We start from the raw sequence: 25,481 nt of genomic DNA on the forward strand, positions 1-25,481 counted from the left end.
AGTGAGCGAGGAGCCGATCGAGCACGAGGTCGTGCGCGGCCCGCCCAAGAATCTGGCAACGGGTTTGGTCAAGGCGGTCAGGCCCCGGCAGTGGGTCAAGAACCTGTTGGTGCTGGCGGCACCCCTGGCAGCGGGTGCTGTCGACGAGCCGGATGTGCTCTGGCGTACCGGCGTCGCCTTTGTGGCGTTCTGCCTGATCGCGTCCTGCATCTACCTGGTCAACGATGCGCTCGACGTCGAGGCCGACCGTAACCACCCGACCAAGCGGTTCCGTCCGATCGCCGCGGGTGTGGTCCCCAGGTCGCTGGCGTTCGTGCTGGCGGCGGTCCTCGGGATCACGTCCCTCGGTATCTCGTTCCTGGCGAACTGGCAGCTGGCCGTCGTCATCGCGGTCTACCTGGCCATCCAGCTCGGATACTGCTTCGGTCTCAAGCACGAGCCCGTGATCGACATCTGCATCGTCTCGTCCGGGTTCTTGCTGCGTGCCATTGCCGGCGGCGTGGCGGCCGAGTTGCCCGACGGGCTCTCGAAGTGGTTCCTGCTGGTGATGACCTTCGGATCCCTGTTCATGGCGGCGGGTAAGCGCTACGCGGAGCTACAGCTCGCCGAACGCACCGGCGCCAAGATCCGCAAGAGCCTCGAGTACTACACGACGACCTACCTGCGTTTCGTCTGGACGCTGTCGGCAACAGCCGTCGTGCTCTGTTACGGGATGTGGGCATTCGACACAGACGGTGGACACAACGAGAACGTCTGGTACGCCCTGTCGATGGTGCCGTTCACCATCGCAATCCTTCGTTACGCCGTCGACGTCGACGGTGGTCAGGCGGGCGAACCCGAAGAAATCGCGCTCGGTGACCGTGTTCTCCAGCTGCTCGCCATCGCCTGGTTAGTATGCGTTGGTGTCGCGGTCTATGCCATCAGCTGAGAAGGGCCGGCCATCAGCTGATCCGGGGGTTCGTACAGCGCAACCACGGGTGTTCGGCCGCACGATCAATCCGGCCACCATCTCGCTGTGGATCAGCGCCGTCGTCGTCGGCGTCATCTTCGGATACGGCGCCTGGCAGCGTCGCTGGATCGCCGACGACGGTCTGATCGTTCTCCGCACGGTCCGAAACCTGTTGGCCGGCAACGGTCCGGTGTTCAACAAGGGCGAGCGCGTCGAGGCGAACACCTCGACGCTCTGGACCTATCTGATCTGGTTCTGGAGTTGGGTGACCGATGCCCAGACCGAGTACGTGGTGCTCTGGATCGCACTGGTGCTGTCGATAGCGGCCGTCCCGCTGGCCATGTACGGCACCGGCCGGCTCTACCGCATCGGCAGGGGACAGGGCCCGATGAACCCGGGCTGGATGCTCCTGCTCCCGCTCGGCGCACTCGTCTACATCGCTCTGCCGCCCGCGCGGGACTTTGCGACCAGTGGCCTCGAGACGTCGCTCTGTATCTTCTGGGCCGCGCTGCTGTGGTGTCAGCTGATCGCGTGGAGTCAGCGCTCGCCCGATCCGGCCGCCTGGGGGCGCAAGCAGGTCGTGACGACGCTGTTGCTCGGTTTTACCGCCGGGCTGTCGCCGCTGATCCGCCCTGAGCTGACGCTGGTCGGCGGCCTGGCCCTGCTCTTGGTCTTCTGTAGCCCGATGAGCTGGAAGATGCGGATCGCCTTCGCCGGCGTCGCGGCGGTTCTTCCCGTCGGCTACCAGATCTTCCGCATGGGTTACTACGCCCTGTTGGTACCGAACACGGCCGTCGCCAAAGACGCCTCCGGGTCGAAGTTCGATCAGGGGCTGACGTACCTGGGCAACATGTTCAGCCCCTACTTCCTGATCCTTCCGCTGGTCATCGCCGTGATCGCTGCCGGACTCACCTGGTACCTGCGTCGCAGTGCAGTGGATACCTCTGCTGAGCGTCCCGTTGATCTCGTCAAGCACGAGGACGACGCTCCGGTGAGCTGGCGTACACGCGCGGGTTCGATCAGTCGCAGGTTGCAGAGTCCCGCCGCGGTGGTGACGCTGATCTTCGTCTGCGGCTTCCTCGAGTCGTTCTATTGGGTACGTCAGGGCGGCGACTTCATGCACGCCCGGGTCCTGTTGGTCCCGCTGTTCCTCCTGATGCTGCCGGTGATGGTGATCCCGGTTGCTCTTCCCGCCGGGTTCGGGCTGCGCCGGAGTGACACCGATGGTTCGCGGAGTGTGCGTCCACAGGTGGTCGGCTGGGCCGGGACGGTGGTCATGGCTGGGTTGTGGATCACGACCGTCGTGTGGGCGATCTCGACCTCACATGTGGCAGGCATGAAGAACGGCACCGAGATCGGTCGCGGTGGCATCGTCGACGAGCGGCGCTACTACATCCAGAACATCGGTGTCGAGCACCCGATCACCGCTGAGGACTACCTGAGCTACCCGCGGATCCGGGCGATGGTCGCGTCGATCAACAAACACCAGGACACCGGTGGGGTGCTGCTGCCCTCCCCGAACTACGACGAGTGGTATTTCGATCCGCTGCCGGTTCCTCCTCCGCCGGGCGTGGACAAACAGATCACCGTCTTCTATCTGAACCTCGGGATGACGAGCATGAATGCCTCGCTCGATGTGCGCGTCATCGACCAGATGGGGCTGGCATATCCGATCGCGGCGCACTCGGATCGGCTTCCGGACGGCCGCATCGGTCACGACAAAGACCTCGACGCCGAATGGGTGGTCGCGGAATCGGGTGCCTACCCCCGATACCCGGTGCTCCCGCCCTTCGTCAGCGCCGACGGGGTGCGCCAGGCGCAGGTGGCCCTGACCTGTAAGCCGACGGAGGACCTGATCGCGTCGTATTCGGCACCCTGGACGTTCGCGCGCTTCAAACACAACCTGCGGCAGGCGGCGGGATTCACGTCCTACCGCATCAATCGCGTGCCCGAGTACGAGTTGGAGCGGTGCAAACTACCCATCCCGGCTCCGGTCTATCCGAACTAGGCACCTGTAGCGTGACGAATGAACCGGCGTGAGCGTCACGCTCAGTTACCTGAGCACACGCGCATGGTTTCCTGAGAAAAAGCTGATAACTTGAGGTCTCGCACCTGGTCGCCGCAACCCTGCGCCGGGCCGGCAACACGCAAGGTCTCGAATGTGTAACGCGGCGTTTTGCAGGTGCGATACGTATGGGGAAGAACGATTTGGGCAGGTCACGAGGTCGTCTAATCCGACAGTGTGACCGATCACAGGGTTTGTCAGACCGGAAGCTATCTAATAGGCTCCGGTCGTTGCCAAAGGGCGGCACGCTGCGTTCGTGAAGCTGTGTGACACCTGAGGATCTTGGTGTCCTCGTGGCCAGAGTTATTTTGCTGAACTGCAGTCCGGGCCGTTGCCGCTGGATAGAGAGAGAGTTGTATTCGATGCGCGTACGCACACCGTTTGGGCGAGTGGGGTTCGGTAAGCGACTCGTCGCTTCCGTCGCCGCACTGGCGACCATTGCCGGCATCGGCGTTGTTGCCGGTACAGGCACCGCCAGCGCCTGGGGCACCGGAACCGGGTTCCAGCAGTTCCGCGTGGACGGCTGCGGGATGCCGGGTGGGGTCAAGGTCCGCTCGTGGAGCAAGCCCGGCAACTACAAGACCGTCGTCATGCTCGACGGCCTGCGTGCGACGAACGACGTCAGCGGCTGGGAGCACGAGACCAATGTGCAGAACATGGTCGATCGCGGCGTCAATGTCGTGATGCCCGTCGGTGGTGCCGCGAGCTTCTACAGCGACTGGAATGCTCCGAGCAACTTCAACGGACAGACCTACACCTACAAGTGGAACTGCGTCATCGCGAACACGCTTCCGCAGGCGCTGTACGCCAAGAACATGGTTCCCGGCGGCAAGCTCGCGATCGCCGGCATCTCGATGGGTGGCAACGCTGCGCTCGTGGTGGCCGCGAACAACAAGCGCTACTACTCACACGCCTTCTCGATGTCGGGCTACCTGAACCTCTCGGCTCCGGGCATGAAGTCGGCCATCCGCGTCGCTCTGCTCGACGCCGACGGCGGCCCGTGGAACTCTGACAGCATGTGGGGCCCGCCGTGGAGCACCCGCTGGTACGACAACGATCCGTTCGTGCAGATCACCAAGATGCACGACCTGAAGGTTCGCGTCGCATCGGGCAGCGGTATCCCCGGTGGCTACAACCAGAACGACAACGCCGTCAGCATCGTCCAGGGCGTGCCGCTCGAGATGCTGTCGCTGGCACAGACCCGCGCGTTCGAGGTGCAGGCCTTCGTCAACCGCGTCCAGCTGACCACCGACTACCCGTTCGCCGGTACTCACAAGTGGGGCTACTGGCAGGACATGATGTGGCGCGCACTCCAGCAGGGCTGGTTCCGCTGATCTGTCTCCCGTGACCCACTAGTCACAAAATTCACACCTGTCACAGGTGTGGCAACCTCAAAACAGAACGCTCTACGTGTAGACAACACGTAGAGCGTTCTGTTTTTGGTTCGGTCCCAGAGAGTCGGCTGGGTGTGACTTGGAGGAGTAGATCTACATGCGGAAGCAATTTGTGCGCGGTGCGCTCGGACTGATGGCCGGCGCGATATCGGTGTGCACGGTGCTCGGCGTGACGACGCCCGCCATGGCCGCGCCGGTGGTTCCCGCCCCGCAGGCCCCCGCCGTCAGCGCTCCGGTCGCCGTGCCGGGGGTCAAGATCACCAACACCTTCTGGTATTCCGACCGACGGGTCGCGATGTGGGTCTACTCGCCCGCGATGGGAACCAACATCCAGGTGCAGGTGCTCCTGGCCCGCGATTGGAACTACCGCCCGGCGAACAAGTTCCCGCAGATGTACATGCTCGACGGGCTACGAGCCCAGGACGACCAGAACGGCTGGATCCTCAACACCAACATCGAGGACTTCTACAAGGACAAGAACGTCAACGTCGTCCTGCCCGTCGGCGGAGAGTCCAGCTTCTACACCGACTGGGCCGAACCCGACAACGGCAAGAACTATCAGTGGGAGACGTTCCTGACCAAGGAACTGCCGCCCCTGATGGAGAGCCAGTGGCGATCGACCGACGTCCGCGGCGTCGAAGGACTGTCGATGGGCGGCAGCGCAGCGATGATGCTCGCAGCCCGCAATCCCGGTTTCTTCAAGTTCGCCGCGTCCTTCTCGGGCATCCTGCAGCTGAGCTCGTTCGGGATGCCGCAGGCGATCCAGTTCGCGCAGAACGACGCGGGCGGTTATGACTCGGCGAAGATGTTCGGTCCGCCGACCGCACCGGCGTGGAAAGAACACGATCCCTACGTCCTCGCAGACAAGCTGCGCGGGACGAGTCTCTACGTGTCCTCGGGCAACGGCCTGGTGGGTCAGTACGACACCGCATCCACCATCCCGGGTCTGGCCACCAACTACGCGGGCGTCGGCCTCGAGGTCCTCTCGCGGGTGACGTCGCAGCAGTTCGCGAGCAGGCTGAACCAACTCGGGGTGCGGGCGCAGGCCGTCTATCGCGCCTCGGGGACGCACACGTGGCCCTACTGGCAGTTCGAGATGGAGCAGGCGTGGCCGCAGGCGGCCGGAGCCCTGGGGCTCGCGGCAGACAAGCCGGCCTGTGCCACCGGCGGCGCCATCGCGCCCGTCTACAAGGCGAACAAGTCGCTCGGCGAGTGCCTCACCCCGGAGTACGACGTACCCGGTGGGCGCGCACAGGACTTCCGCAACGGACGCATCATCTGGTCGGCCAAGACCGGAGCACAGGTGGTCGGTGGCGGCATCGGCGGCGCGTACGTCGCCGCGGGTGGTCCCGGCGGTTGGCTCGGATTCCCGACCAGCGGTGAGCTCGCCACCCCCGACAAGGTCGGCCGCTTCAACCGGTTCCAGAACGGCAACATCTACTGGACCCGGACGACGGGGGCGCACCCGGTCGGTGGCGCGATCTTCGCGGATTGGGGCAAGAGCGGCTACGAACGTGGCCCGCTGAAGTACCCGACCGGCGACGAGCACAACACTCCCGGCGACAAGGGACGCGTGCAGGACTTCCAGGTCGGCTCGTACTACTGGAATCCGACGAACGGCGCACATTCGGTGCAGGGCAAGATCTTCGAGAAGTACGCGGCCCTCGGATACGAGGGTGGCTGGCTCGGATTCCCGAAGACCAACGAGATCGGCCTGGCCCGGGGCGGCAAGCTCACGGCCTTCGACGGCGGCAACATCTACTGGACCGCCACGAAGGGTGCCTACGCCATCGCACCCGGCCCGATCTTCGACGCCTGGGGCAAGGCCGGGTACGAGAACGGCAAGCTGGGTTACCCGATCAGCGATGCGCAGGAGATCACCGGCGGAACGCGGGTCCTGTTCGAACGCGGCGTGATCGAGGTCGTGAACGGCGTCGCCGTCGTCAAGTAAATCCTCAGGTCGCTTCGGTAGCCTTGCTGGCATTCGAGAACGGCGGGTTCGGAGCCGGGCGGCTCCGCCCTGCCGACCTTCTCCTGATGACGTGAGAAAAGGACGTGACATGACAGGCTCCACCATCCGGGTTCTCACCGCCGGGGCCGCGCTGCTGATGACCGCGGCGCTGGCCACCGGTTGCGGTGACGACTCGACGGCATCTGCGCCGACCGATGTGGTCAGCTCCACCACCAGTGCGCCGAGCAGCACGAGCGCCACGAGCAGCAAAGCCGCACCGTCCAGCAGTGCCGCGACCTCGACCGAGGCCAGCAGCGACGGTCAGCCCGACGACACCGAGGGCCTGCCCGCAACAGGGCCCGCACCGGCCGACGTACCCGAGGGCGTCGAGTCGGACAACAAGACCGAGGCCTATCTCGCGGAGCTGAAGAAGCAGGGTGTGAGCGTTCCCAACGACCCCGACAACGCGCTCGCGCTGAGTGCCGCCCAGGCCGTCTGCAACGGCAAGGAGCAGGGCACGAGCATCGACGACATCAAGATCTTCGTGGTGCCGCTGGTGGGATCGGGAACCACCGATGAGGCCAAAGCCAACGCCGACGCCGACAAGGTGATCAAGGCCGCCGAGTCGAAGTACTGCTGACGCCCCCGAGATGAGCGCCAAAAAGAGAAGTAAGGGCCGGTTGCTGCTGCTGGCGATCCTCGGTCTGGGGATCCTGAGCATCATCGCGATCATCCTCGTGGTGATCTTGATCATCAATCTGTTCAAGCCGGAACCGTCCGGCCCCACCGGTCCGAGCGGCTCTCCGTCGAGCTCGGCCCCGCGGCCGACCGCCCAGCCGGCGGACTGCCCCGACGTGCAGGTGATCGTGGTACCGGGAACGTGGGAGTCGGCAAGCGACGACGACCCCTACAACCCGACGTCGAACCCGAACTCGTTGATGCTCAAGGTGTCCGCGCCGCTGGCGAACGAGTTCGACAGCTCTCGTGCCGACGTCTACACGGTCCCGTATGTGGCGCAGTTCAAGAACCCGACCAACTTGGCCGACCGGCAGGTGGACTACAACACCTCGCGCGCCGAGGGAACCAACGCGACGCGGGCGAAGATCGCCGAGGTCAATCAGAAGTGCCCGCTGACCAGTTTCGTCCTGACAGGGTTCTCGCAGGGTGCGGTCATCGCCGGCGACATCGCAGGTGAGATCGGTAACGGCCGGGGCCCGGTGTCGCAGGATCTGGTCGTCGGGGTCGGGTTGATCGCCGACGGTCGCCGCCAGCCGAATCAGGTCGGTAACGCCGGACCGAACCCGCCGGGGGTCGGGGCGGAAATCGCCCTCGACATCCTGCCGATCCCGGGAATCGACCTCACGGGGCCACGGCCGGGTGGATTCGGCGAACTCACCGACCGTAGCTATTCACTGTGTGCGCCCGGCGATTTGATCTGCGATGCACCGACGATCGCGAATCCGGTCGAAGGTCTGACGAAGCTCATGGGCGCGATCAACAACCCGGTGCACGCGATGTACAACACCACGCGTTACTGGAGCGACAACGGACAGCCGGCCACCGTCTGGATGACCGACTGGGCGCGAGGTGTCATCGACAAGGCGCCGTTCCCGAAGCACGAGTGATCGCATTTTGCCGGGCTCGGGTCCGGAAGTAACGTTGTCCCGGCCAACCCCTGGCTGACCGGGATATCGGGCGGACTGGGCCCCGGTCCGGCCTGCGATGGTGCCGGGTGACTTTTGTGAAACAGGAGACCTGAGATGACGTCAGCGAATGCCGAGTCGGGCCTGCGCAAGTTCCGGTTCGGGGCGGGTGGCGAGGGCAACCGTGACGAAGGTGGTGCCCGCAAGTTCGTCAAACTCGCGCAGACCGCCGAGGAATACGGATTCGACACCTTCGCTGTGCCCGACCACCTCGGCAACCAGGTCGGCCCGCTCGCCGCGCTCGGCGCGCTGAGCCAGGCCACGGACAAGATCCGGCTGGCCACCTCGGTCCTCGCGAACGGATATCGCCATCCGGCTCTGCTGGCGAAAGAGGCCACGACCATCGATGTGCTGTCCAAGGGCCGTCTCGAACTGGGCATCGGCGCGGGCTGGATGAAAGAGGAGTTCGACAAGGCCGGGATCGAGTTCGAGTCCCCGGGTGCCCGGATCCGCCGCCTCGACGAGTCGCTGACGATCCTCGATGGCCTACTGCGCGGCGAAGAAGTCAATTTCGACGGCGAGTTCTACACCATCAAGGGCCTCGTCGGCAGCCCGCGACCGCGGCAGGGACCTCGGCCGCCGATCGCGGTGGGTGGCGGCGGACCCAAGATGCTGGCGCTGGCCGCAAAGCACGCCGACATCATCTCTGTGGCCACGGGCACCACTGCCGAGGGCAAGCTGCGGTTGTCGGACATGACGATGGAGAAGACCATCGAGCGCGTCGATCGCATCCGGCAGGCCGCCGGTGACCGGTTCGCCGAGATCGAGCTGAACTGGACGATCGCGACCATCGTGGTCACCGACGACCGGGAGGCGACCGCCGAGATGGCACTGGCCGCTCTCGATCAGGGGTACCCCCCGAACATCGCGATGGACGTCAAGCTCTCCGTCGAGGACATCCTGCAGTCGCCGTACCTGGCGTTCGGGTCATTCGAGCAGATCGCCGAGCAGATCCGTGAGGTCCGGCGCAGGACCACGATGTCGTACGTCGGAATCTTCCCGACCCAGATGGATGCGTTCGCACCGGTCATCCCGCTGCTCAAGGGCGAGTAGCCCATGATCTTTGCCATGGTGGCGTAGGTTGACCCTCGGCGCTATCCCCTCCGGGGTGACCACCTGGCAAAAGGAGAGTTACTGACCGGTAGTATGTTGGCGATTTGGCTCGGGCCTGAACGCGGCTGCGAGTCTTGTTTGGCTTGATAAGAAGAATAAGGAACGCTGAGAGGTCGAGGCGTCTACAGAACCGGTGACCACACGTATTTCGGCAGGTGTCGGAGTCGCTATCAGGAGTGCGAATGAACAACGAGTTTGACCAGTTTTTGGATGAGGACGGCAATCTGTTCTTCACCGAAGACGCAACCCTGGTCGACTACGTCGAGCGCAACGTCGCGGAGCAGGCCGACACCCTGGCTTACCGGTTCATGGACTACAGCCGCGAACGTGACGGCGAGGCCATCGACCTGACGTGGTCCCAGTTCGGCAAGCGGTTGCGTGCCATCGCCGCCCGTCTGCAGCAGGTCACCGAACCGGGCGACCGCGTGGCGATCCTGGCCCCACAGTCGCTCGAATACGTCATCGGTTTCTTCGCCTCGCTGTATGCGGGCAACATCGCCGTACCGCTGTTCTCCCCGGACGAACCCGGCCACACCGACCGGCTGACCGCAGTGCTCGCCGACTGCAAGCCCAGCGCGATCCTGACGTCGACCAAGTCGGCCGAGGCCGTGCGCGACTTCTTCAAGCCGCTGCCCGCCAAGGAACGCCCTCGCGTCATCGCCGTCGACGCCGTCCCGGATTCGGTCGGCGAGACCTGGGTCCGCCCGACGCCGAAGCTCCACGACACCGCGTACCTGCAGTACACCTCGGGTTCGACTCGCGTCCCGGCCGGCGTGATCATCACCTTCGAGTCGGTGGCGGCCAATGCGCTGCAGATGATCGACGCGATCGAGTTCGACCACAATTCGCGCGGGGTGACCTGGCTGCCGATGTTCCATGACATGGGACTGCTGACCGTCATCCTGCCCGCACTCGGTGGCAAATACATCACCATCATGAGTCCACAGGCCTTCGTACGCAGGCCCGGCCGATGGATCAAGGAACTCGCGGCGCAGGCCGACGGGACCGAAACGTTCGCCGCAGCACCGAACTTCGCCTTCGAACACGCGGCCGTGCGCGGCCTCCCGAAGGAAGGTGAGGACCTCGACCTGAGCAACGTCATCGGTCTGATCAACGGCAGCGAGCCGGTCACGGTCAGCTCGATGAAGAAGTTCAACGATGCGTTCGGTCCCTACGGTCTGCCGAAGACGTCGATCAAACCGTCCTACGGCATGGCCGAGGCGACGCTGTTCGTCTCGTCCACCAAACGCGACAACGAGGCCAAGATTGTCTACGTCGACCGCGAGGAGCTCAACGCGGGCACGTTCAAGATCGTCGACCAGGACGCACCCGGTGCGGTCGCGCAGGTATCGTGTGGTCAGGTCTCGGTGAGCCAGTGGGCGGTCATCGCGGACTCCGAGACCGGTGCGGAGCGCCCCGACGGCCGCGTCGGGGAGATCTGGCTGAACGGTATGAACATCGGACACGGCTACTGGGGACGTCCGGAAGAGACCGAGGAGACGTTCAACAACACTCTCGTCACCCCGCTCGACGAGGGCAGCCACAGTGTCGGCGCACCGAAGAACAGCAAGTGGATGAAGACCGGCGACTACGGCGTCTGGCTCGATGGTGAGCTCTACATCACCGGCCGCGTCAAGGATCTGGTGATCGTCGACGGCCGCAACCACTACCCACAAGATCTGGAGTTCTCCGCGCAGGAGGCCAGCCCCGCCCTGCGCCCGGGCTTCGTCGCCGCGTTCGCGGTCCCGGCGAACGAGCTCCCTGAGGTCGTGTTCGAGAACTCGGCCAGCGGCCTGAAGTTCGATGCCGACGACGCGTCGGAGCAGTTGGTGATCGTGGCCGAACGTGGACCCGGCAAGAAGGTGGATCCGCAGGAGGTCGCCGACACGGTGCGCGCGTCGGTGGCGCAGCGACATGGCGTGATGGCACGCGACGTACTGATGGTCCCAGCCGGATCGATCCCGCGTACCTCCAGCGGCAAGATCGCCCGACGGGCGTGCAAGGCGGCGTACATCGACGGAACCCTGCGTGGTGGCTACCAGCAGACCGCGTTCCCCGATGCGCCGAACGAGAATCAATAGTCTGGACTGGCGATGCCTGAACTGAACAGCTCGAGCGAGAAGAACCTGAACTCGGACGACAAGTTGCCGGGCTCGACGTTCGGTCCCGGGACTGACGACGATGGCGTCGACGTGACGCCCGTCGGTACACCACTTGCATCGGAGCACGGTTCCGACGGTGAGACCGCCGGGGACATGACCGTCACCGAGTTGCGGGAGTGGCTGCGGCAGTGGGTCTCCGACACCACCGGCCTACCGGTCGACCAGGTCTCCGATGACCGCCCCCTCGAGGAGTTCGGGCTGTCCTCACGCGACGCCGTGGCGATGTCCGGCGACATCGAGGACAAGACCGGGGTGATCCTCACCGCCACCGTCGCCTATCAGCATCCGACCATCGCGTCCCTGGCCAAACGCATCATCGAGGGCGATCCCGACGAAGGTCGCGACGACGACGAGGACTCCGCCCGCTATCAGCGCGTACGCGGCGACGACGATGACATCGCGATCGTCGGTGTGGCCACCCGGTTCCCGAAAGCGGGCCACACCCCGGAGTCGACCTGGGACCTGCTGATCAACGGGCGTGACGGCATCAGCGATCTGCCGGAGGACCGCTGGACCGAGTTCAAGGCCGAACCGCGTATCGCCAAGGTGCTTGCCGATGCCAATCTGCACGGCGGTTACCTCGACGACGTCAAGGGATTCGACGCCGACTTCTTCCAGATGTCGCCGCGCGAGGTCGAGATGGTCGACCCGCAGCAGCGTCTTGCGCTCGAATTGACCTGGGAAGCCCTCGAACACGCGCACATCCCCGCCAGTGACCTCAAGGGCGGTCAGGTCGGTGTCTTCATCGGTAGCTCGACCAACGACTACCAGATGCTCGCGGTCTCCGATCCCGAAGGGGCCGGCGAAACCGCCGCATACGCCCTCACCGGCACGTCCACATCCATCGTCGCGGGCCGGGTGTCGTATTACTTCGACTTTCGCGGTCCCTCGGTCGCCCTCGACACCGCCTGCTCGTCATCGCTGGTCGCGGTCCATCAGGCCGTGCGCAGCCTGCGCTCCGGGGAGTCCGATGTCGCCCTTGCCGGCGGCGTCAACATGCTCATCACGCCGGCGGCGACGCTCGGCTTCGACTCGGTGGGCGTGCAGTCGAAAGACGGACGCATCAAAGCTTTCTCGTCCGACGCCGATGGCATGATCCGTGCCGAAGGCGGCGGACTCGTCGTGCTCAAGCGCCTGTCCGACGCACGACGTGACGGCGACAAGGTGCTCGCGGTGGTGGCAGGTTCGGCGGTCAACTCCGACGGCCGGTCCAACGGACTGCCTGCGCCCAATCCCGAAGCGCAGGTGCAGGTGCTGCGGTCGGCGTACACCGACGCCGCGATCGATCCGCGGGACGTCGACTACATCGAGGCGCACGGCACCGGCACCATCCTGGGTGACCCGATCGAGGCCGACGCCCTGGGACGCGTGCTGGGCAAGGGCCGCGACGCCGACAAGCCGACCCTGCTCGGATCGGCCAAGACCAACTTCGGTCACCTCGAAGCCGCCGCCGGCGCTGCGGGTCTGATCAAGGTGGTGCTGGCACTGGGGGAGAACAAGCTCCCGCCGTCGCTGAACTACGCCGGACCCAACCCCTACATCCAGTTCGACGCCCTGCGCCTGCAGGTCATCGGAGAGGCCACGGACTGGCCGCGCTACTCCGGTCATGCCGTCGCCGGCGTCTCGGGCTTCGGATTCGGTGGCACCAACGCGCACGTGGTGGTGCGCGAGGTCACGCCCGAGGACCTCGCCGGTCCGGTCGCCCAGGACCCGGCCCCGGCGGCCCAGGCCACGGTGGAGGCATTCATCGATGACGATGACGACGACGAATACCTGACCGACGCCGAGCGCGCCGCGCTCGGGCAACTCGCCACCGCCACCTCCGCTGCCGACGAGCCTGCAGCGGAGATCGATCCGACTGAGGGCTTCGCGCCGTGTAAGGCGCAGGGTTCGGTTGTCCCGCTGGTGGTCTCGGGATTCCTGCCCTCGCGGCGACGTAAGTCGGCCGCCGATCTCGCTGACTGGTTCGAGACGGACGAGGCGAAGGCGACACCGCTCGTCGACATCGGCCGCACCCTGGCCCACCGCAACCATGGCCGTACCCGCTCAGTGGTGATGGCCCGCACCCACGACGAGGCACTCAAAGGCCTGCGCGCGGTGGCGGACAACAAGAACAGTCCGATCGTCTACACCTGTGACTCACCGGATTCGGCGTCCGCGGTGTGGTTGCTGTCGGGCTTCGGTTCGCAACACCGCAAGATGGCCAAGCAGCTCTACACCGAGAACCCCGTGTTCGCCGCCGCGGTCGACAAGGTCGACGCGCTGGTCCGAAGCGAGCTCGGATACTCCATGGTCGAGATAATCCTCGACGATTCGATCACCTACGAGATCGAGACCTCACAGGTCGGCATCTTCACCATCCAGATCGGGCTCGCGGAGTTGTTGCGCCATCACGGCGCGGATGCCGGTGTGGTGGTCGGACATTCGATGGGTGAAGCCGCAGGTGCGTACATCACCGGTGGGCTCTCGCTCGAGGACGCCGTCCGGGTCATCTGCCAGCGGTCCCGCCTGATGGGTGAGGCCGAGGCGACGCTGACCGGCGACGACATCCGGCTCATGGCGTTGGTCGAGTACAGCGCCGATGACATCACCGATGTCCTCGTCGACTATCCCGACCTCGAGATCTGTGTCTACGCCGCGCCGACCCACACAGTGATCGGCGGACCCGAACCGCAGGTCGACGCCATCGTGGCGCGCGCCGAGAGCGAGGGCAAACTCGGCCGGAAGCTTGCGACGAAGGGTGCGAGCCACACGTCGCAGACCGATCCGCTGCTCGGTGAACTCGCTTACGAGCTCACCGGGATCGAGCCGTTGTCGCCGAAGATCGGCTTCTACAGCTCGGTCGACCGCGAGGCGTTCTACCGTCCGGGCCATGCACCGGTGCACGCGGTGGAGTACTGGACCAAGGGCCTGCGACACAGTGTCTGGTTCTCCCAGGCGGTGTCGAAGTCCGTGGAGAACGGGCACACCACGTTCCTGGAACTCTCTCCCAACCCGGCCGTGCTGATCTCCGTTGCCGCGGTGACGTTCTCGGCCGGTATCCACGACGCCGAACTCATCGAGACACTTCGCCGCAAGGAAGACGAGAGCTACGGCGTGATCAATGCGCTGATGAAGCTCTACGTCCACGGGCATGCCGTCGATGTCGGATCGCTCTTCGGGCAGGGCGATTTCGCCCACGTCCCGCGAACCCGCTTCGAGCGCAAGCCCTACTGGCTCACCGCGTCGATCTCGGGTGGTTCCGGCGAGGGCCGGATCCCAGGATCACATGTGTCACTGCCCGACGGCCGCCACGTATGGCAGGTCGCGGCGTCCGCGGCCACCGATCTGACCGAGCTGGTGAAAGCCGCGGCAGGGCAGGTGCTGTCCGACGTGCAGGTCACCGCGGTCCAGCCGCACGGCGAGGCACTCGGAGCCACGACCTTGACAACAACCCTCGCACCCCACCCCGGCGGCGGTGCCCTGCAGGTGCATGCCGCCCGCGGTGATTCGTTCCAGCTGTTGCTCGACGCCGTCGTCACCTCCGGTGCGGCAGTGGCGGCTCCGGCTGTTCCCGACTCCGCTGCGGCCCCGGTCAGTGCGGAGAAGTCTGGTTTCGTCGACAACTCCGTGACGACCGATCCCGAGGTGTCCGATGAGATCGGTGCCCGCTGGGATCCGAAATCGGGCGAGAGCGTCGATGATCGGCTGGCCAACATCGTCGCCGAGTCGATGGGTTACGAACCCGAGGACCTGCCCCGCGAGATCCCGTTGATCGAGCTGGGCCTCGACTCTCTGATGGCGATGCGTATCAAGAACCGTGCCGAGTGGGAGTTCGACATCCCGCAGCTGCAGCTCCAGGCGATGCGAGATGCGAACCTGCAGGACGTCGTCAAGTTCGTCACCTACGCCGTGGAACATCGCGACGAGGTGCAGGCCCTCGCCGCCGAGGCCGAGGGCAAGGGCGAACTCGATACCGCCGCGCTGGCCCAACTGATCGAGGCCGGTGACACCAACGACGCGGGAGAGCCCGAAGCACAGGCACAGGCGATCGCCGAGGCCGAGACGGCAGCGGCTACCGAAGCCCCTGCCGAGCCTGCGGTGACCACCGAAACCGTTGTCGCTCCTGCGAACCTGCAGAATCAGGCAGCAGTCGCCGCCGCGGCCGGCGCTGATGTGCCTCCGCGCGACGCCGCCGAGCGCCTCACCTTCGGGGTGTGGGCAGTGGTGACCGGCAAGTCGGCGGGTGGGATCTTCAATCCCCTTCCGGTACTCGACGACGAGATGGCCGAGAAGCTGACCGCCAGGCTCTCCGAGCGTGCGGGTGGCGAACTCGACATCGAGGACGTCATCGACGCCGACAACATCGAGACGATGTCGAACTACGTGCGCGAGCACCTCGAGGGCGGTCTCGTCGATGGGTTCGTCCGCTACCTCCGGACACCGGAGAACTCCGATCGGACACCGGTATTGGTGTTCCACCCCGCCGGTGGTTCGACCGCTGCGTACGAAGCTCTGCTCAAACGGCTTCCGGCCGACGTGCCCGTCATCGGGTTCGACCGTGTCGAAGGCACCATCGAAGAACGCGTCAAGCAGTACTACCCGAAACTCAAAGAGGTGCAGCCGGAAGGGCCGTACATCCTGGTCGGATGGTCGCTCGGCGGCGCACTCGCGTACGGCGCCGCGCAGTTGCTCACCGAGGCGGGCGACGAGGTGTCGTTCGTGGGCCTCATCGATGTGGTCAGGCCTCGCGAGCCCATCGTCGACACCCCGGAGGCCAAGCGGGCCCGGCTCGAGCGCTACTACGAGTTCGCAAAGCGCACCTACGGTCTCGACGATGCGCCGCTGCCGATGGAACGTCTGGTGAACGCCGATGACGAGGGACAGTTCCGGATCATCATGGAAATGCTCGCGATGAGCGACGCCAAGATCCCCGGCGGGATCATCGAGCACCAGCGCACCAGCTTCCTCGACAACCGGGCCCTGACCACCGTCGAGCCGACCAGGTACGACGGCAAGGTGATCCTCTATCGCGCCGAGAAGATGCACGAGGGCGCCATCGAGTTGGAGCCCCAATGGGCCGTGATCGATGAAGACGGTCGATGGGGTGAAGTCGTCGACGATCTCGAGATCGTCCACGTCGGAGGCGATCACCTGGGCATCGTCGACGAGCCCTACATCGGAATCATTGGTGCCGATCTGACCGCACGGCTCGACGAACTCGCAGGGAAAGTGACCAAAGATTGACTGACACGACCGCCGGGAAGCTCAAAGAGCTCCGCGAAAAGCTCGAGTCCGCAAAAGAACCCGGTGGCGACAAGGCCATCGCGAAGCGCGCTGCCAAGGGCATCGGGTCGCCGCGTGATCGCCTGAACATGCTGTTCGATCCCGGTACCTTCGTCGAGATCGGGCAGCTGGCCAAGATGCCCGGGGCCGCCGACACCGGGTATGGCGACGGCGTGGTCACCGGCCACGGCTTGGTGAACGGCCGTCCCGTGGCGGCGTTCTCGCACGATCAGGCGGTCTTCGGCGGCACGGTCGGTGAGATGTTCGGTCGCAAGGTCGCGGCCATCATGGAGTGGGCGGGCAAGGTGGGTTGCCCGGTGGTCGGTATCAACGACTCGGCGGGCGCCCGCATCCAGGACGCCGTCACCTCGTTGGCCTGGTACGCCGAGATGGGGCGCCGTAGCGACCTGATCTCAGGGCTGGCTCCGCAGGTGTCGGTGATCCTCGGGAAGTGCGCGGGCGGAGCGGTGTACGGCCCGGCCAACACCGATGTCCTGGTCGGCGTCAAAGACCAGAGCTTCATGTTCGTGACCGGGCCCGATGTGCTCAAACAGGTGACCGGCGAGGACGTCACCCCCGAGGAGCTGGGTGGTTCGTTCAATCAGGCGCGCTGGGGCAACCTGCACCACCTCGCCGATGACGAGCAGGCTGCGTTCAACTGGGTTCGCGACTATCTCGAGTACATGCCGTCGACCGTTCACGAGCGGCCGCCGATCGTCAACCCCGGGCTCGAACCCGAGATCACCGAGACCGATCTCTCGCTCAACACCTTCATGCCCGACAACGACAACGCCGGCTACGACATGCGCGACATCATCGTCCGCATCTTCGACGACGGATCGTTCCACGAGATCGGCGAGCTCTACGCGTCCAACATCCTGACCGGATTCTCCCGGATCGACGGGGCGTCGGTCGGGATCGTGGCCAACCAGCCGAATGTCATGTCCGGTGTGCTGGACACGGATTCGTCGGAGAAGGCCAGCCGATTCGTCCGGCTGTGCAACGCCTACAACATCCCGCTCATCTTCTTGGTGGACACCCCGGGCATCCTCCCCGGACTGGAGGAGGAGCGGAAGGGCACGATCAGGCGTTCCGGTCGTTTCCTCTACGCGTACGTCGAGGCCGATGTCCCGAAGATCACGGTGGTGCTGCGCAAGGCGTACGGCGGCGCGTATGCGGTGATGGGCAGCAAGCAACTCGGCGCCGACCTGAACTTCGCGTGGCCGACGGCCAAGATCGCGGTGATGGGAGCCGAATCCGCAGCGGCCGTGCTGACCCGGCGACAGACCGAGAACGCGACGCCCGAGGAAGCCGACAGGATCCGCCAAGATTTCATCGACTTCTACAACACGGCGATGGCCACCCCGTACCTCGCGGCCGAGCGCGGCTACATCGATGCGGTGATCGAACCGTCCGAGACCCGTCTGGCACTCCGGAAGGCGTTGGCGCAGCTGAAGGACAAGCACGTGATCAGGTCGCCCCGTAAGCACCTGTTGATGCCGATCTAGCAGCACCCACCCACAAACCCACCCGTTGCAGACAAATCCAGGGGTTCGAGAGCCCTGGGTTTGACCAGAACGGGTGGGTTTGTTGTCACCAGGCTCAGCTCGACTCGAGTTCTGCGTCCTCATCGGGATGGCGGATGTTGCCCGCGAACATCACGCCGATCGCGAAACCCATGATCGGGAACAGGTAGGCCCAGGTGAAGCCGATGTCGGGTAGGTAGCCGTCGTCGCCGTCGACGAGTTCGGCGTTGTGCGGCACCAGCCACACGGTGGCCAGCACCGCGGCGCCACCCAGCGTGCATCCGGCGACGGTCATGATGCTGAGGAACTCGCTGCGGGTGGCGGGATCGAGGTGCTCGGTGAACCGCAGGGTCGCCCATCCGAAAACCCCGCCGCACAGCGCGAAGATCGGTGGGGTCAGCCAGATCAGCAATGGCACCTTGAGGTTCAGGTCCTGACCTCGCGGCACGTGGATGGTCGATTCGAGCCCGTCCACGTCCGGTGCGATGAAATACCAGGCGACGACGGCGATGATGCCGATGCCGAACCCCACCAGCGCTGCCTGTAGCCAGACGGCCCTCCACAGCCGTGTGACCATCACCCGTCCTCCCGCATCGTCTTCCCGGTCAGTTACCCAGCCTCAGTGTTCCATGTCTGGGCAGCGGAAACGGCGATTAGACGGGGTCGAGCTGTCAGTAGCCGACAGCCCGCATCGGCGCCGGTGACCACAATCCCGAATGCGTGCTCGAACCCAGTTCGATCTGCGCGGGCTTCGCGGTTGCGATCTCGGTGAACTGCTGCAGAGAACCCCAGTCCCGTCCCCAGTCGTTCCGTAGATAGGAGGGGATGATCGTGGGCCGCAGCATGGCCTGGGTGATCCCGAGTGGACCACCCGCATCACCGGACATCCAGGTCTGGCTGTTCTGCCTCGTGGCCTGGGCGTCCGGCAGGATGCGCCACTTGGGAACCTCTGTGACGCCGTACTTGACGGCCATGGGCTGCTGACATGGGAAGACCATGGCGGGCAACCAGTCGACGAGCACCGGATCATTGGTGCCCACAAGGTCATTGAGGGTGCGCAAGGTGGTGATGCGCGGAGGCGTCACCGCCAGCCACTGATCTGGTGCAAGCGAGGTGTCCTTGGCGATGATCCGCACGACCGATGCGCCCGCGGGGGCGTCGGAGAGCGGGAACCTGAGATTTCGCCAGATCGGCGGGTCCCCGATGTCGATGGGTGTCATCTGGCCCATCGGTATCACGGTGTTCCCGGGTCCCGGACGGCCGAACTCGGCGATCAGTTCTTGTCCCGGCTGCACCACGCCTTCGCCGTCGACCGCGGTGACCCGTCCGGCCGCTGACAGGGTCATCAGCGGAGCATTCGGATTGGACTCGGGCATCTGGTACCAGGAGGACGTCAGGTTGCCACCGGTCGAGCCGAAGCTGCCGAGAACCGGTGTGTCGGCGGGGTCGAGACCGAACGGCAACCGCACGGTCGAGCCGTTGACGCCGAGCGAGCCCTGCCCGCCACCGGTTCCGGCCTCGTCGGCGTCGGTCGAGTCGTCATCGGAACCGGCGCCGGTCTGGGCGGTGTTCTGCGCCGCAGCGGTGTCGCTGGACTCCGTCGCGTCGACCGAGAGGTCATTCGGCACGCCGTTGGGGGTGAACCCGGTCATGTCGGCACCTGCCAGTGCCTCACCCGGGGACAGGTCGGTCTGCCCCGCGACCGTTGCCGGTTGCAGCAAGCCCGTGTTCGGATCTGGTTCCACGAGAACGTCATTGGCGAGCGCGCAGATGTTACCGCGCAGGGCGTCGACATTGGAGTTCAGCCATGACCAGCTGTCCTTCTGCACGTACGCGGCCTTCGCGAACGATGCCATCATGAACAGCACCATCAGGCCCGACAGCACCGGCATGGGGGAGAACGCCAAGCGGTGCAGGCGCTTTGAACCCTCGGTGCGTTGATCGGCATCGACGTAGTCGTCGCGGAAGTGTTGCCACAGACCGACCAGGGTGGTGGCCACGGCGATCACCAGCACGATCCATGTGACCCGGATGCCCGCGATCTGTGGCGGCTGGTCCCACCACGGGATGCCGTAGCTGGCGACGAACCACCAGCCGTTGGTGCCTGCGAAGGACAGCGCCACGACATAGAGGACGGCGGCGGCGAAGAAGGTGCGATTACGCCTGCGTCGCAACAGGGCCGGGGCCATCATCGCACCGGCGGCCGCCGCCAGCGCGGCGCCGATGCCGGCGTAGACACCGAGGTGGTGCGTCCACTTGGTGGGGGTGAAGGCCAGGAAGAACATGAACCCGAACACGCCGGCGACCAGACGCCAGGTGGGTCCCTTGGCGATACCCATGGGCTTGCGGCGGCGCAGCAACATGAGCAGCACGACCATCAGGCACAAGAACGCCATGAGGATGCCGAAGCGCCTGGACAAGGTGCCATCGGCGGTCGGCAACATGAGGTAGTAGTAGCGAACCGGTTCCTGCCACCACTCGAGTGTCGGCCCGACCTCGGACGCGACCTGCGACGACGTGAGGATGGTCGAGAGTGTCTGGTCGGCGAAGATGTTGTACAACACCGCGGTTCCGGCGGCCAGGATCGGCGTCAGCAACGGCAGCAGGCCATCTCGATGCCTACGGGCCATGATCCGGCGGAGCAGGGGACGGATGCCGGCGAGGAGCAGGGCGACAGCCATGAGGCCGCCGGGTGCCAGTGCCAGGGTGAACGCCGCGATGGTGGTCGCGAGAGCGAGCGGCAACAATCGTCCGGTGGCGATCGAGCGGTCCACCGAGACCCACGTGAGCAGGGCACCGACCGCCAGGGCGGGCTCGGGTCGCAAACCGTTGTTGTAGGGCATCCAGATGGCCAGGAAGACGAAAGCGGCCGACCACAGCGCGGGGGTGGAATGTCGGACGGTCCGGCCGAGACGTGGGATGACCTCGCGAGAGATGAGCCACCACCCGAGCAGGCCGAGCAAGAACGCAGGCAATCGCATCCACGGGGCAGACAGGCTGACGTTCGCCATGGCCGAGATCACCTGGTAGTGCCAGCCGAAGGGATCTTGTGGGACACCGAAGTAGCGGTAATAGTTGTCGACGTATCCGGCCTCGCCCGCGATGCGGCCGACCGTGAAGTTGTAGCCGTCGTCGGAGGTGTTGGAACCCATCAACCACCAGAACGCGAGCACCCCGAAGACCACGACGTCGGAGACGCGGATGGTCCACCACCGTGCGGGCAGGAATCGGTGGTGGCCGCGTCCGTCGCGCGCGTCGAGCAGGGCGAGAGCCACCAGCGACAGCACCGTCATCGCGATCCCGATGACCATGGACAAGAACTTCAGGGTCGTCGGGGTGGTGACGAAGCGGGTGTCGATGGTGGCGTTGAACTCGAGTCCCGCGGGTGAGGTGTTCTCGGGCAGTTCGGTGAAGACACCCACGATCTGAGGCCGCAGGTTGGGGTCGGGTACGTCGAAGGAGAGCTGACCTTCGGAGCCACCGTCCACGATCTCGCCGGAGGCACCGTCGCCGTCGGCGTTGAAGATGATGCGGCAGTTCGGATTCGACTGCGCGCTCGCGCGATCGGCGGTGAGCAGCACGACGTCACGACCGGTGACGGTGATGCTGTCGGCGGTGGCCCGGATGAACAACCCGCGTGAGGTGGCCTCGGCGCCGCCGGTGGGCAGGGTCGAGAGCAACACGCCCCCGCCGGCGGGCAGATCGGCCGCGGTTGCACACGGCACCGACACCCGCAGGTCGGTGGGCACGAACGACACCAGCGGCGCGGCGACGTTGGTGACCGAATTGTCTTGCGGCCAATTGAGTTCTGCCGTGGTCTGTTTCACCGGCATCAGCGGGCTGAGGCAGGCCAGGAGAAATCCGATGAGACCGGCGACGACCGCGACGATCTTCACGTTTCGGTAGCCGGAACCGGCGAATCCGCGGACGGATCGGTTTGTGCTGATGGTGCTTGCCTTTTCACTCATTGCTCTGCGGCACCACTCTCAGGGAGCCGGTACGGGCCCATCCCCATTTGCTCTCGGTGCCGGTGGTGATCGTCGCGGATGGTGCGTCGGGCACCAGCGGGGTCAGTCGTTCGAGTGAGCCCCAGTCCCTGAACCAGTCGTCCTTCAGGTAGGTGGCGACAGTGTTCGCGCTGGTCACCGATTCGCTCACAGCGAGCACGCCGCCGTCCTCGGCTGCTTGCCAGGTCTTGGACTGCGATGCCGCGGTGGTGCGGTCCGGCAGGATCCGCCACTGCGGGATCTCGGCGACACCATCGGTGATCGCGAACGGGCGCTGACAAGGGAATTGGCTCCCGACGCTGAGGTCGATGAGGGTCGGTGCCTGCGATCCGACGACCTCCTGCAACGTCTGGAGTTGTGGCGCCCGCGGTGGGGTGATCGCCAGCCACTGCTTCGGGTTGACGTTGTTGTCCTTGGCGATGATCCGCATGGCGGTGGCGCCGGCGGGGACCTGATCCATCGGGACCCGCAGGTTGCGCCACGGCCGGTTCGGCTTGTCCGGACCCGGGTCGATCGGCCGGATCAACGGTCCGAGCTCGGTGAAGGAGCCGTCCGGTCCGTTCGCGCCGAACTGCACCTGGAGCTGTTGACCGAACGTCGACACCCCTTCGTCGTTGAGGGTGAAGACCGGCCCGGCGACACTGAACACCAGGAGCGGTGAGGCGTCGCGGGCAGGCAGCTCGTACCAGCCGGTCTCGAGGTTCGCCTCACCGCTGTCGTAGCCGTAGCTGCCCAGCACCGGGGTGGTCTCGGGATCCAGACCGAAGGGCAATGCGACCGTGGACCCGTTGACGGTTTCGGGGCCGGTGCCCCCGGTGATGCCAGCGCCCGCACCGGAAACCACGAACGGCTTGTTGAAGCTGGCCGAGACGTTCATCTGGCCCGGCCGGGCCGATCCGGCCTCGGGAGTCAGATCCGGTGCGACGCCGTCGGGGGTGAACCCGACCGGGTCGTCGCCCGCGAGGGCCTGCGACGCGGTGGCCCCACCCGCAGGGGTCAGCGTGCCCTGGTTCGGATCCGGTTCCACGAGAACGGCATCGGCCATTGCGCAGCTGTTGCCGCGGAGGGTGTCGAGGTTGGCACCCAGCACGGTGTACGCCGGGTAGCGGGCCAGCGCGGCCTTGGCGAAGACCGCGAGCATGCAGATCACCATGAAGCCTGCGATCAACGCGATCGGCGAGGACGCGACGAACAGACGCCGCCGATCGGAGCGGGCGGCGCGGTCCGAGCCGCCGCCGGTCCCGGCGTCTGTGTCCGGGCCGGAGTCGCTGCGGCTGTGTGTGAGTCCCTTGTTCTCGACGTAGTCCAGACGCAGGTGCTGCCACACCGCGACAGCGCCGGCGATCACAGCGAGGATGAGGAAGAGCGTCGACACCTCCCGTCCCGCGATCACCGGAGCCTTGTCGAACCAGGAGATCCCGAAGTCGAATGCCCAGGGCCAGGCGTTCTCTCCGGCCATGGCGGCGGCGAGGGCGAACATCAGGCCCGCCACGAACACCGAGAGGTTCCGCGTGGAACGGGCCGCCGACTGGGCGACTGCGATGGTCGCCGTGGCTGCGAGTGCGGCAGCGAATCCGGCGAAGATGCCGAAGTGGATGGTCCACTTGGTGGGGGTGAACATCAGCAGCAGCAGCGTGATCAGAGTGGCGCCGAGCACTCGCCACACCGGACCCGGATCGATCGCGCGGATCTTGCTGCGCCGCAACATGACGGCGAGGGTCACGAACACCGAGGCGAGGAGCAGCAGAACCGGGACGCGCCGGGTCAGGGCGCCGTCGTCGGTGGTGACGGTGAGGAAGTAGTACCGCAGGTACTCCTGCCACCACGAGATGGTCGGTCCGACGATGTAGCGGGTGCGCACGGCGTCGAACACGGTGGAGAGGGTCTGGTCGCGGAAGACGACCAAAACGACGAGGGACGCGGCAGCCACCGAGGGCGCCATCAGGGACGCGAGCCGGAAGTAGCGGACGCGGGGTTCGGTGGTGGGGGAGGGGTCTCCGTGGCGATCCTCGCGACTGCGTTCGAGAAGAATTCTGAGCATCGGCCGGGCGCCGACGATCAGCACCGCGAGGGCGATGACGCCTTGGGGGGCGAGCGCGAGTGTGAATCCGGCCACGAGCGCGGCCAGTGCCGCAGGCAGTAGTCGTCGTGTCGCGATGGCGTGCTCGACGGCCCACCAGGTCAGGAGCGATCCCAGGATGATGATCGATTCGCTGCGCAGCCCGCTGGCGAACGGGATCCAGAAGGCCGTGAACACGGCGGCGGCGGCCCAGACGGACCAGGCGCTGCGCCGGACACCGGCGCCGAGCCGCGGCAGCAGCACCCGCGAGAGGATGAACCAGGACGCGAGGCCGGCGAGCAGGGACGGGATGTGCATCCAGAGCCCCGACGCGGACACCTTCGACCACGCGGCCAGGAAGGAGTAGTACCAGTCGAACGGTGCTTCGGCGATGCCGTAGAAGCGGTAGTAGTTCGCCAGATAGCCTGCGCCGTCAGAGGCACGGCCCATGTTGAGGATGTACCCGTCGTCGGGCGATGCGGCACCGAGGAAGTGCCAGATCAGCAGGACGGCGGTGACAGCGAGGTCGGTGATGCGTGGTCGCAGGATCTGCTTCCAGGAGCGTTTACCGACGAGCCGGTGGTACCCACCGATCCGGTCGAGGAGGGCAAGGCTCACCAAGGACGTGAGCACCGCGATGACGCCCACGATCATGGCGAGGAGTTTCACGACGGACGGCGAGTTCGCGAACCTGGTGTCGACGACGGTGGTCACCGAGAGTCCCTGCTGCGCAGCAGCATCGACCTCGGCGGGTGACAGCGAGGTGAAGATTCCGTCGAACTGCGGGCGCTGATCGATGCCGAGCGTGCTCGCCGGTCCCAGTCCGACGAATTCGGCACCGACACCGCCGGGGCCTGACCAGATGTGGAGCTCGCGGCACTGCGGCGATCCCACCTCGGCCCGTGGCGCACTGACGGCGAGTTCGTTGCGGAAGATCACCGAGACCGCGGACGGGGAGGCACCCACGACCAGAGCGTTCTGGTTGAAGCCCTGAGCTGCCTGCGGCATGGTCGCCAGGACCAGCCCGCCTTCGTCGCCGAGGGTGTCTATCAGCGCGCAGGGAATTCTTGCATCGAACGTCCGGGGGGTCTGGGCGATGAGCGGCGCGGTGACCGATGCGGTGTCACCAGAGAGGGCTTGCCCCTGCGGCCAGTTGATCGTGGAGGTCGACTGGGTGACGGGCAACAACGGGGTGATCGCACACAAGACGATTCCCACCAGACCCGCGATAATTGCGGCCCAACGGACAGTCCCCGCACGGGGGATGTGAGAGGACACAGGCACGAG

General features: G+C 65.7%; 13 protein-coding genes. 10 read left to right on the forward strand and 3 right to left on the reverse strand.

From position 1 onward, the window contains the following. Position 1 precedes the first annotated feature (1 nt). The 10 genes from BH683_RS11385 to BH683_RS11430 all read left to right on the forward strand — a co-directional run bounded on the left by BH683_RS11385 (position 2) and on the right by BH683_RS11430 (position 18,110). A complete protein-coding gene (locus BH683_RS11385) occupies positions 2-928 on the forward strand; it encodes a decaprenyl-phosphate phosphoribosyltransferase (RefSeq protein WP_084836383.1) in 927 nt (308 codons plus the stop codon). Then, positions 915-2,957, forward strand: a complete 2,043-nt coding sequence (zomB, locus tag BH683_RS11390; protein ID WP_084836384.1) for a flagellar motor control protein ZomB — start codon at positions 915-917, stop codon at positions 2,955-2,957. The genes BH683_RS11385 and zomB overlap by 14 nt, the downstream gene beginning before the upstream one ends. 419 nt (positions 2,958-3,376) lie before the next feature. Next, on the forward strand, positions 3,377-4,348 hold the full coding sequence (locus BH683_RS11395) for an alpha/beta hydrolase family protein (RefSeq protein ID WP_084836385.1): 972 nt from the start codon (positions 3,377-3,379) through the stop codon (positions 4,346-4,348). Positions 4,349-4,505: 157 nt separating this feature from the next. Next, positions 4,506-6,359 (forward strand): alpha/beta hydrolase-fold protein, encoded by a 1,854-nt coding sequence (locus BH683_RS11400; protein WP_084836386.1) that lies wholly within the window; start codon positions 4,506-4,508, stop codon positions 6,357-6,359. Between the two features lie 109 nt (positions 6,360-6,468). Next, positions 6,469-6,999, forward strand: coding sequence for a DUF732 domain-containing protein (locus tag BH683_RS11405; RefSeq protein ID WP_084836387.1), 531 nt, complete (start codon positions 6,469-6,471; stop codon positions 6,997-6,999). 10 nt (positions 7,000-7,009) lie between these two features. Beyond that, entirely contained in the window at positions 7,010-7,984 is a 975-nt protein-coding gene (locus BH683_RS11410) for a cutinase family protein (RefSeq protein WP_084836388.1), read from the forward strand. Positions 7,985-8,119: 135 nt separating this feature from the next. Further along, a complete protein-coding gene (locus BH683_RS11415) occupies positions 8,120-9,115 on the forward strand; it encodes an LLM class F420-dependent oxidoreductase (RefSeq protein ID WP_084836389.1) in 996 nt (331 codons plus the stop codon). Between the two features lie 242 nt (positions 9,116-9,357). Then, positions 9,358-11,256 carry a long-chain-fatty-acid--AMP ligase FadD32 gene (gene fadD32 / locus BH683_RS11420; RefSeq protein ID WP_084836390.1) on the forward strand — a complete coding sequence of 633 codons (1,899 nt, stop codon included), beginning with the start codon at positions 9,358-9,360 and terminating at the stop codon, positions 11,254-11,256. A gap of 174 nt (positions 11,257-11,430) precedes the next feature. Continuing rightward, entirely contained in the window at positions 11,431-16,563 is a 5,133-nt protein-coding gene (pks13, locus tag BH683_RS11425) for a polyketide synthase Pks13 (protein WP_246833328.1), read from the forward strand. Continuing rightward, positions 16,560-18,110, forward strand: a complete 1,551-nt coding sequence (locus BH683_RS11430) for an acyl-CoA carboxylase subunit beta (RefSeq protein WP_084836392.1) — start codon at positions 16,560-16,562, stop codon at positions 18,108-18,110. The genes pks13 and BH683_RS11430 overlap by 4 nt, the downstream gene beginning before the upstream one ends. A gap of 94 nt (positions 18,111-18,204) precedes the next feature. On the opposite strand, the gene BH683_RS11435 is transcribed toward BH683_RS11430, so the two are convergent. The 3 genes from BH683_RS11435 to BH683_RS11445 all read right to left on the reverse strand — a co-directional run bounded on the left by BH683_RS11435 (position 18,205) and on the right by BH683_RS11445 (position 25,478). Further along, positions 18,205-18,705: a hypothetical protein gene (locus BH683_RS11435; protein WP_084836393.1), complete on the reverse strand. Its 501-nt coding sequence runs from the start codon at positions 18,703-18,705 to the stop codon at positions 18,205-18,207. A gap of 94 nt (positions 18,706-18,799) precedes the next feature. Then, positions 18,800-22,096: an arabinosyltransferase domain-containing protein gene (locus tag BH683_RS11440; protein ID WP_084836394.1), complete on the reverse strand. Its 3,297-nt coding sequence runs from the start codon at positions 22,094-22,096 to the stop codon at positions 18,800-18,802. After that, complete coding sequence (locus tag BH683_RS11445; protein ID WP_084836395.1) at positions 22,089-25,478, reverse strand: arabinosyltransferase domain-containing protein; 3,390 nt, start codon at positions 25,476-25,478, stop codon at positions 22,089-22,091. Before BH683_RS11445 ends, BH683_RS11440 begins: the two co-directional genes overlap by 8 nt. Positions 25,479-25,481: the final 3 nt, after the last annotated feature.

Origin of the sequence: Williamsia sp. 1138 (assembly GCF_002095435.2) — a bacterium.
Classification (GTDB): domain Bacteria; phylum Actinomycetota; class Actinomycetes; order Mycobacteriales; family Mycobacteriaceae; genus Williamsia.

Bases quoted from the DNA above. Each gene is read 5' to 3' on its own strand.
- zomB (WP_084836384.1), top strand. From the start codon at position 915: ATGCCATCAGCTGAGAAGGGCCGGCCATCAGCTGATCCGGGGGTTCGT.
- BH683_RS11395 (WP_084836385.1), top strand. From the start codon at position 3,377: ATGCGCGTACGCACACCGTTTGGGCGAGTGGGGTTCGGTAAGCGACTC.
- BH683_RS11400 (WP_084836386.1), top strand. From the start codon at position 4,506: ATGCGGAAGCAATTTGTGCGCGGTGCGCTCGGACTGATGGCCGGCGCG.
- BH683_RS11405 (WP_084836387.1), top strand. From the start codon at position 6,469: ATGACAGGCTCCACCATCCGGGTTCTCACCGCCGGGGCCGCGCTGCTG.
- BH683_RS11410 (WP_084836388.1), top strand. From the start codon at position 7,010: ATGAGCGCCAAAAAGAGAAGTAAGGGCCGGTTGCTGCTGCTGGCGATC.
- BH683_RS11415 (WP_084836389.1), top strand. From the start codon at position 8,120: ATGACGTCAGCGAATGCCGAGTCGGGCCTGCGCAAGTTCCGGTTCGGG.
- fadD32 (WP_084836390.1), top strand. From the start codon at position 9,358: ATGAACAACGAGTTTGACCAGTTTTTGGATGAGGACGGCAATCTGTTC.
- pks13 (WP_246833328.1), top strand. From the start codon at position 11,431: ATGACCGTCACCGAGTTGCGGGAGTGGCTGCGGCAGTGGGTCTCCGAC.
- BH683_RS11435 (WP_084836393.1), bottom strand. From the start codon at position 18,705: ATGGTCACACGGCTGTGGAGGGCCGTCTGGCTACAGGCAGCGCTGGTG.
- BH683_RS11440 (WP_084836394.1), bottom strand. From the start codon at position 22,096: ATGAGTGAAAAGGCAAGCACCATCAGCACAAACCGATCCGTCCGCGGA.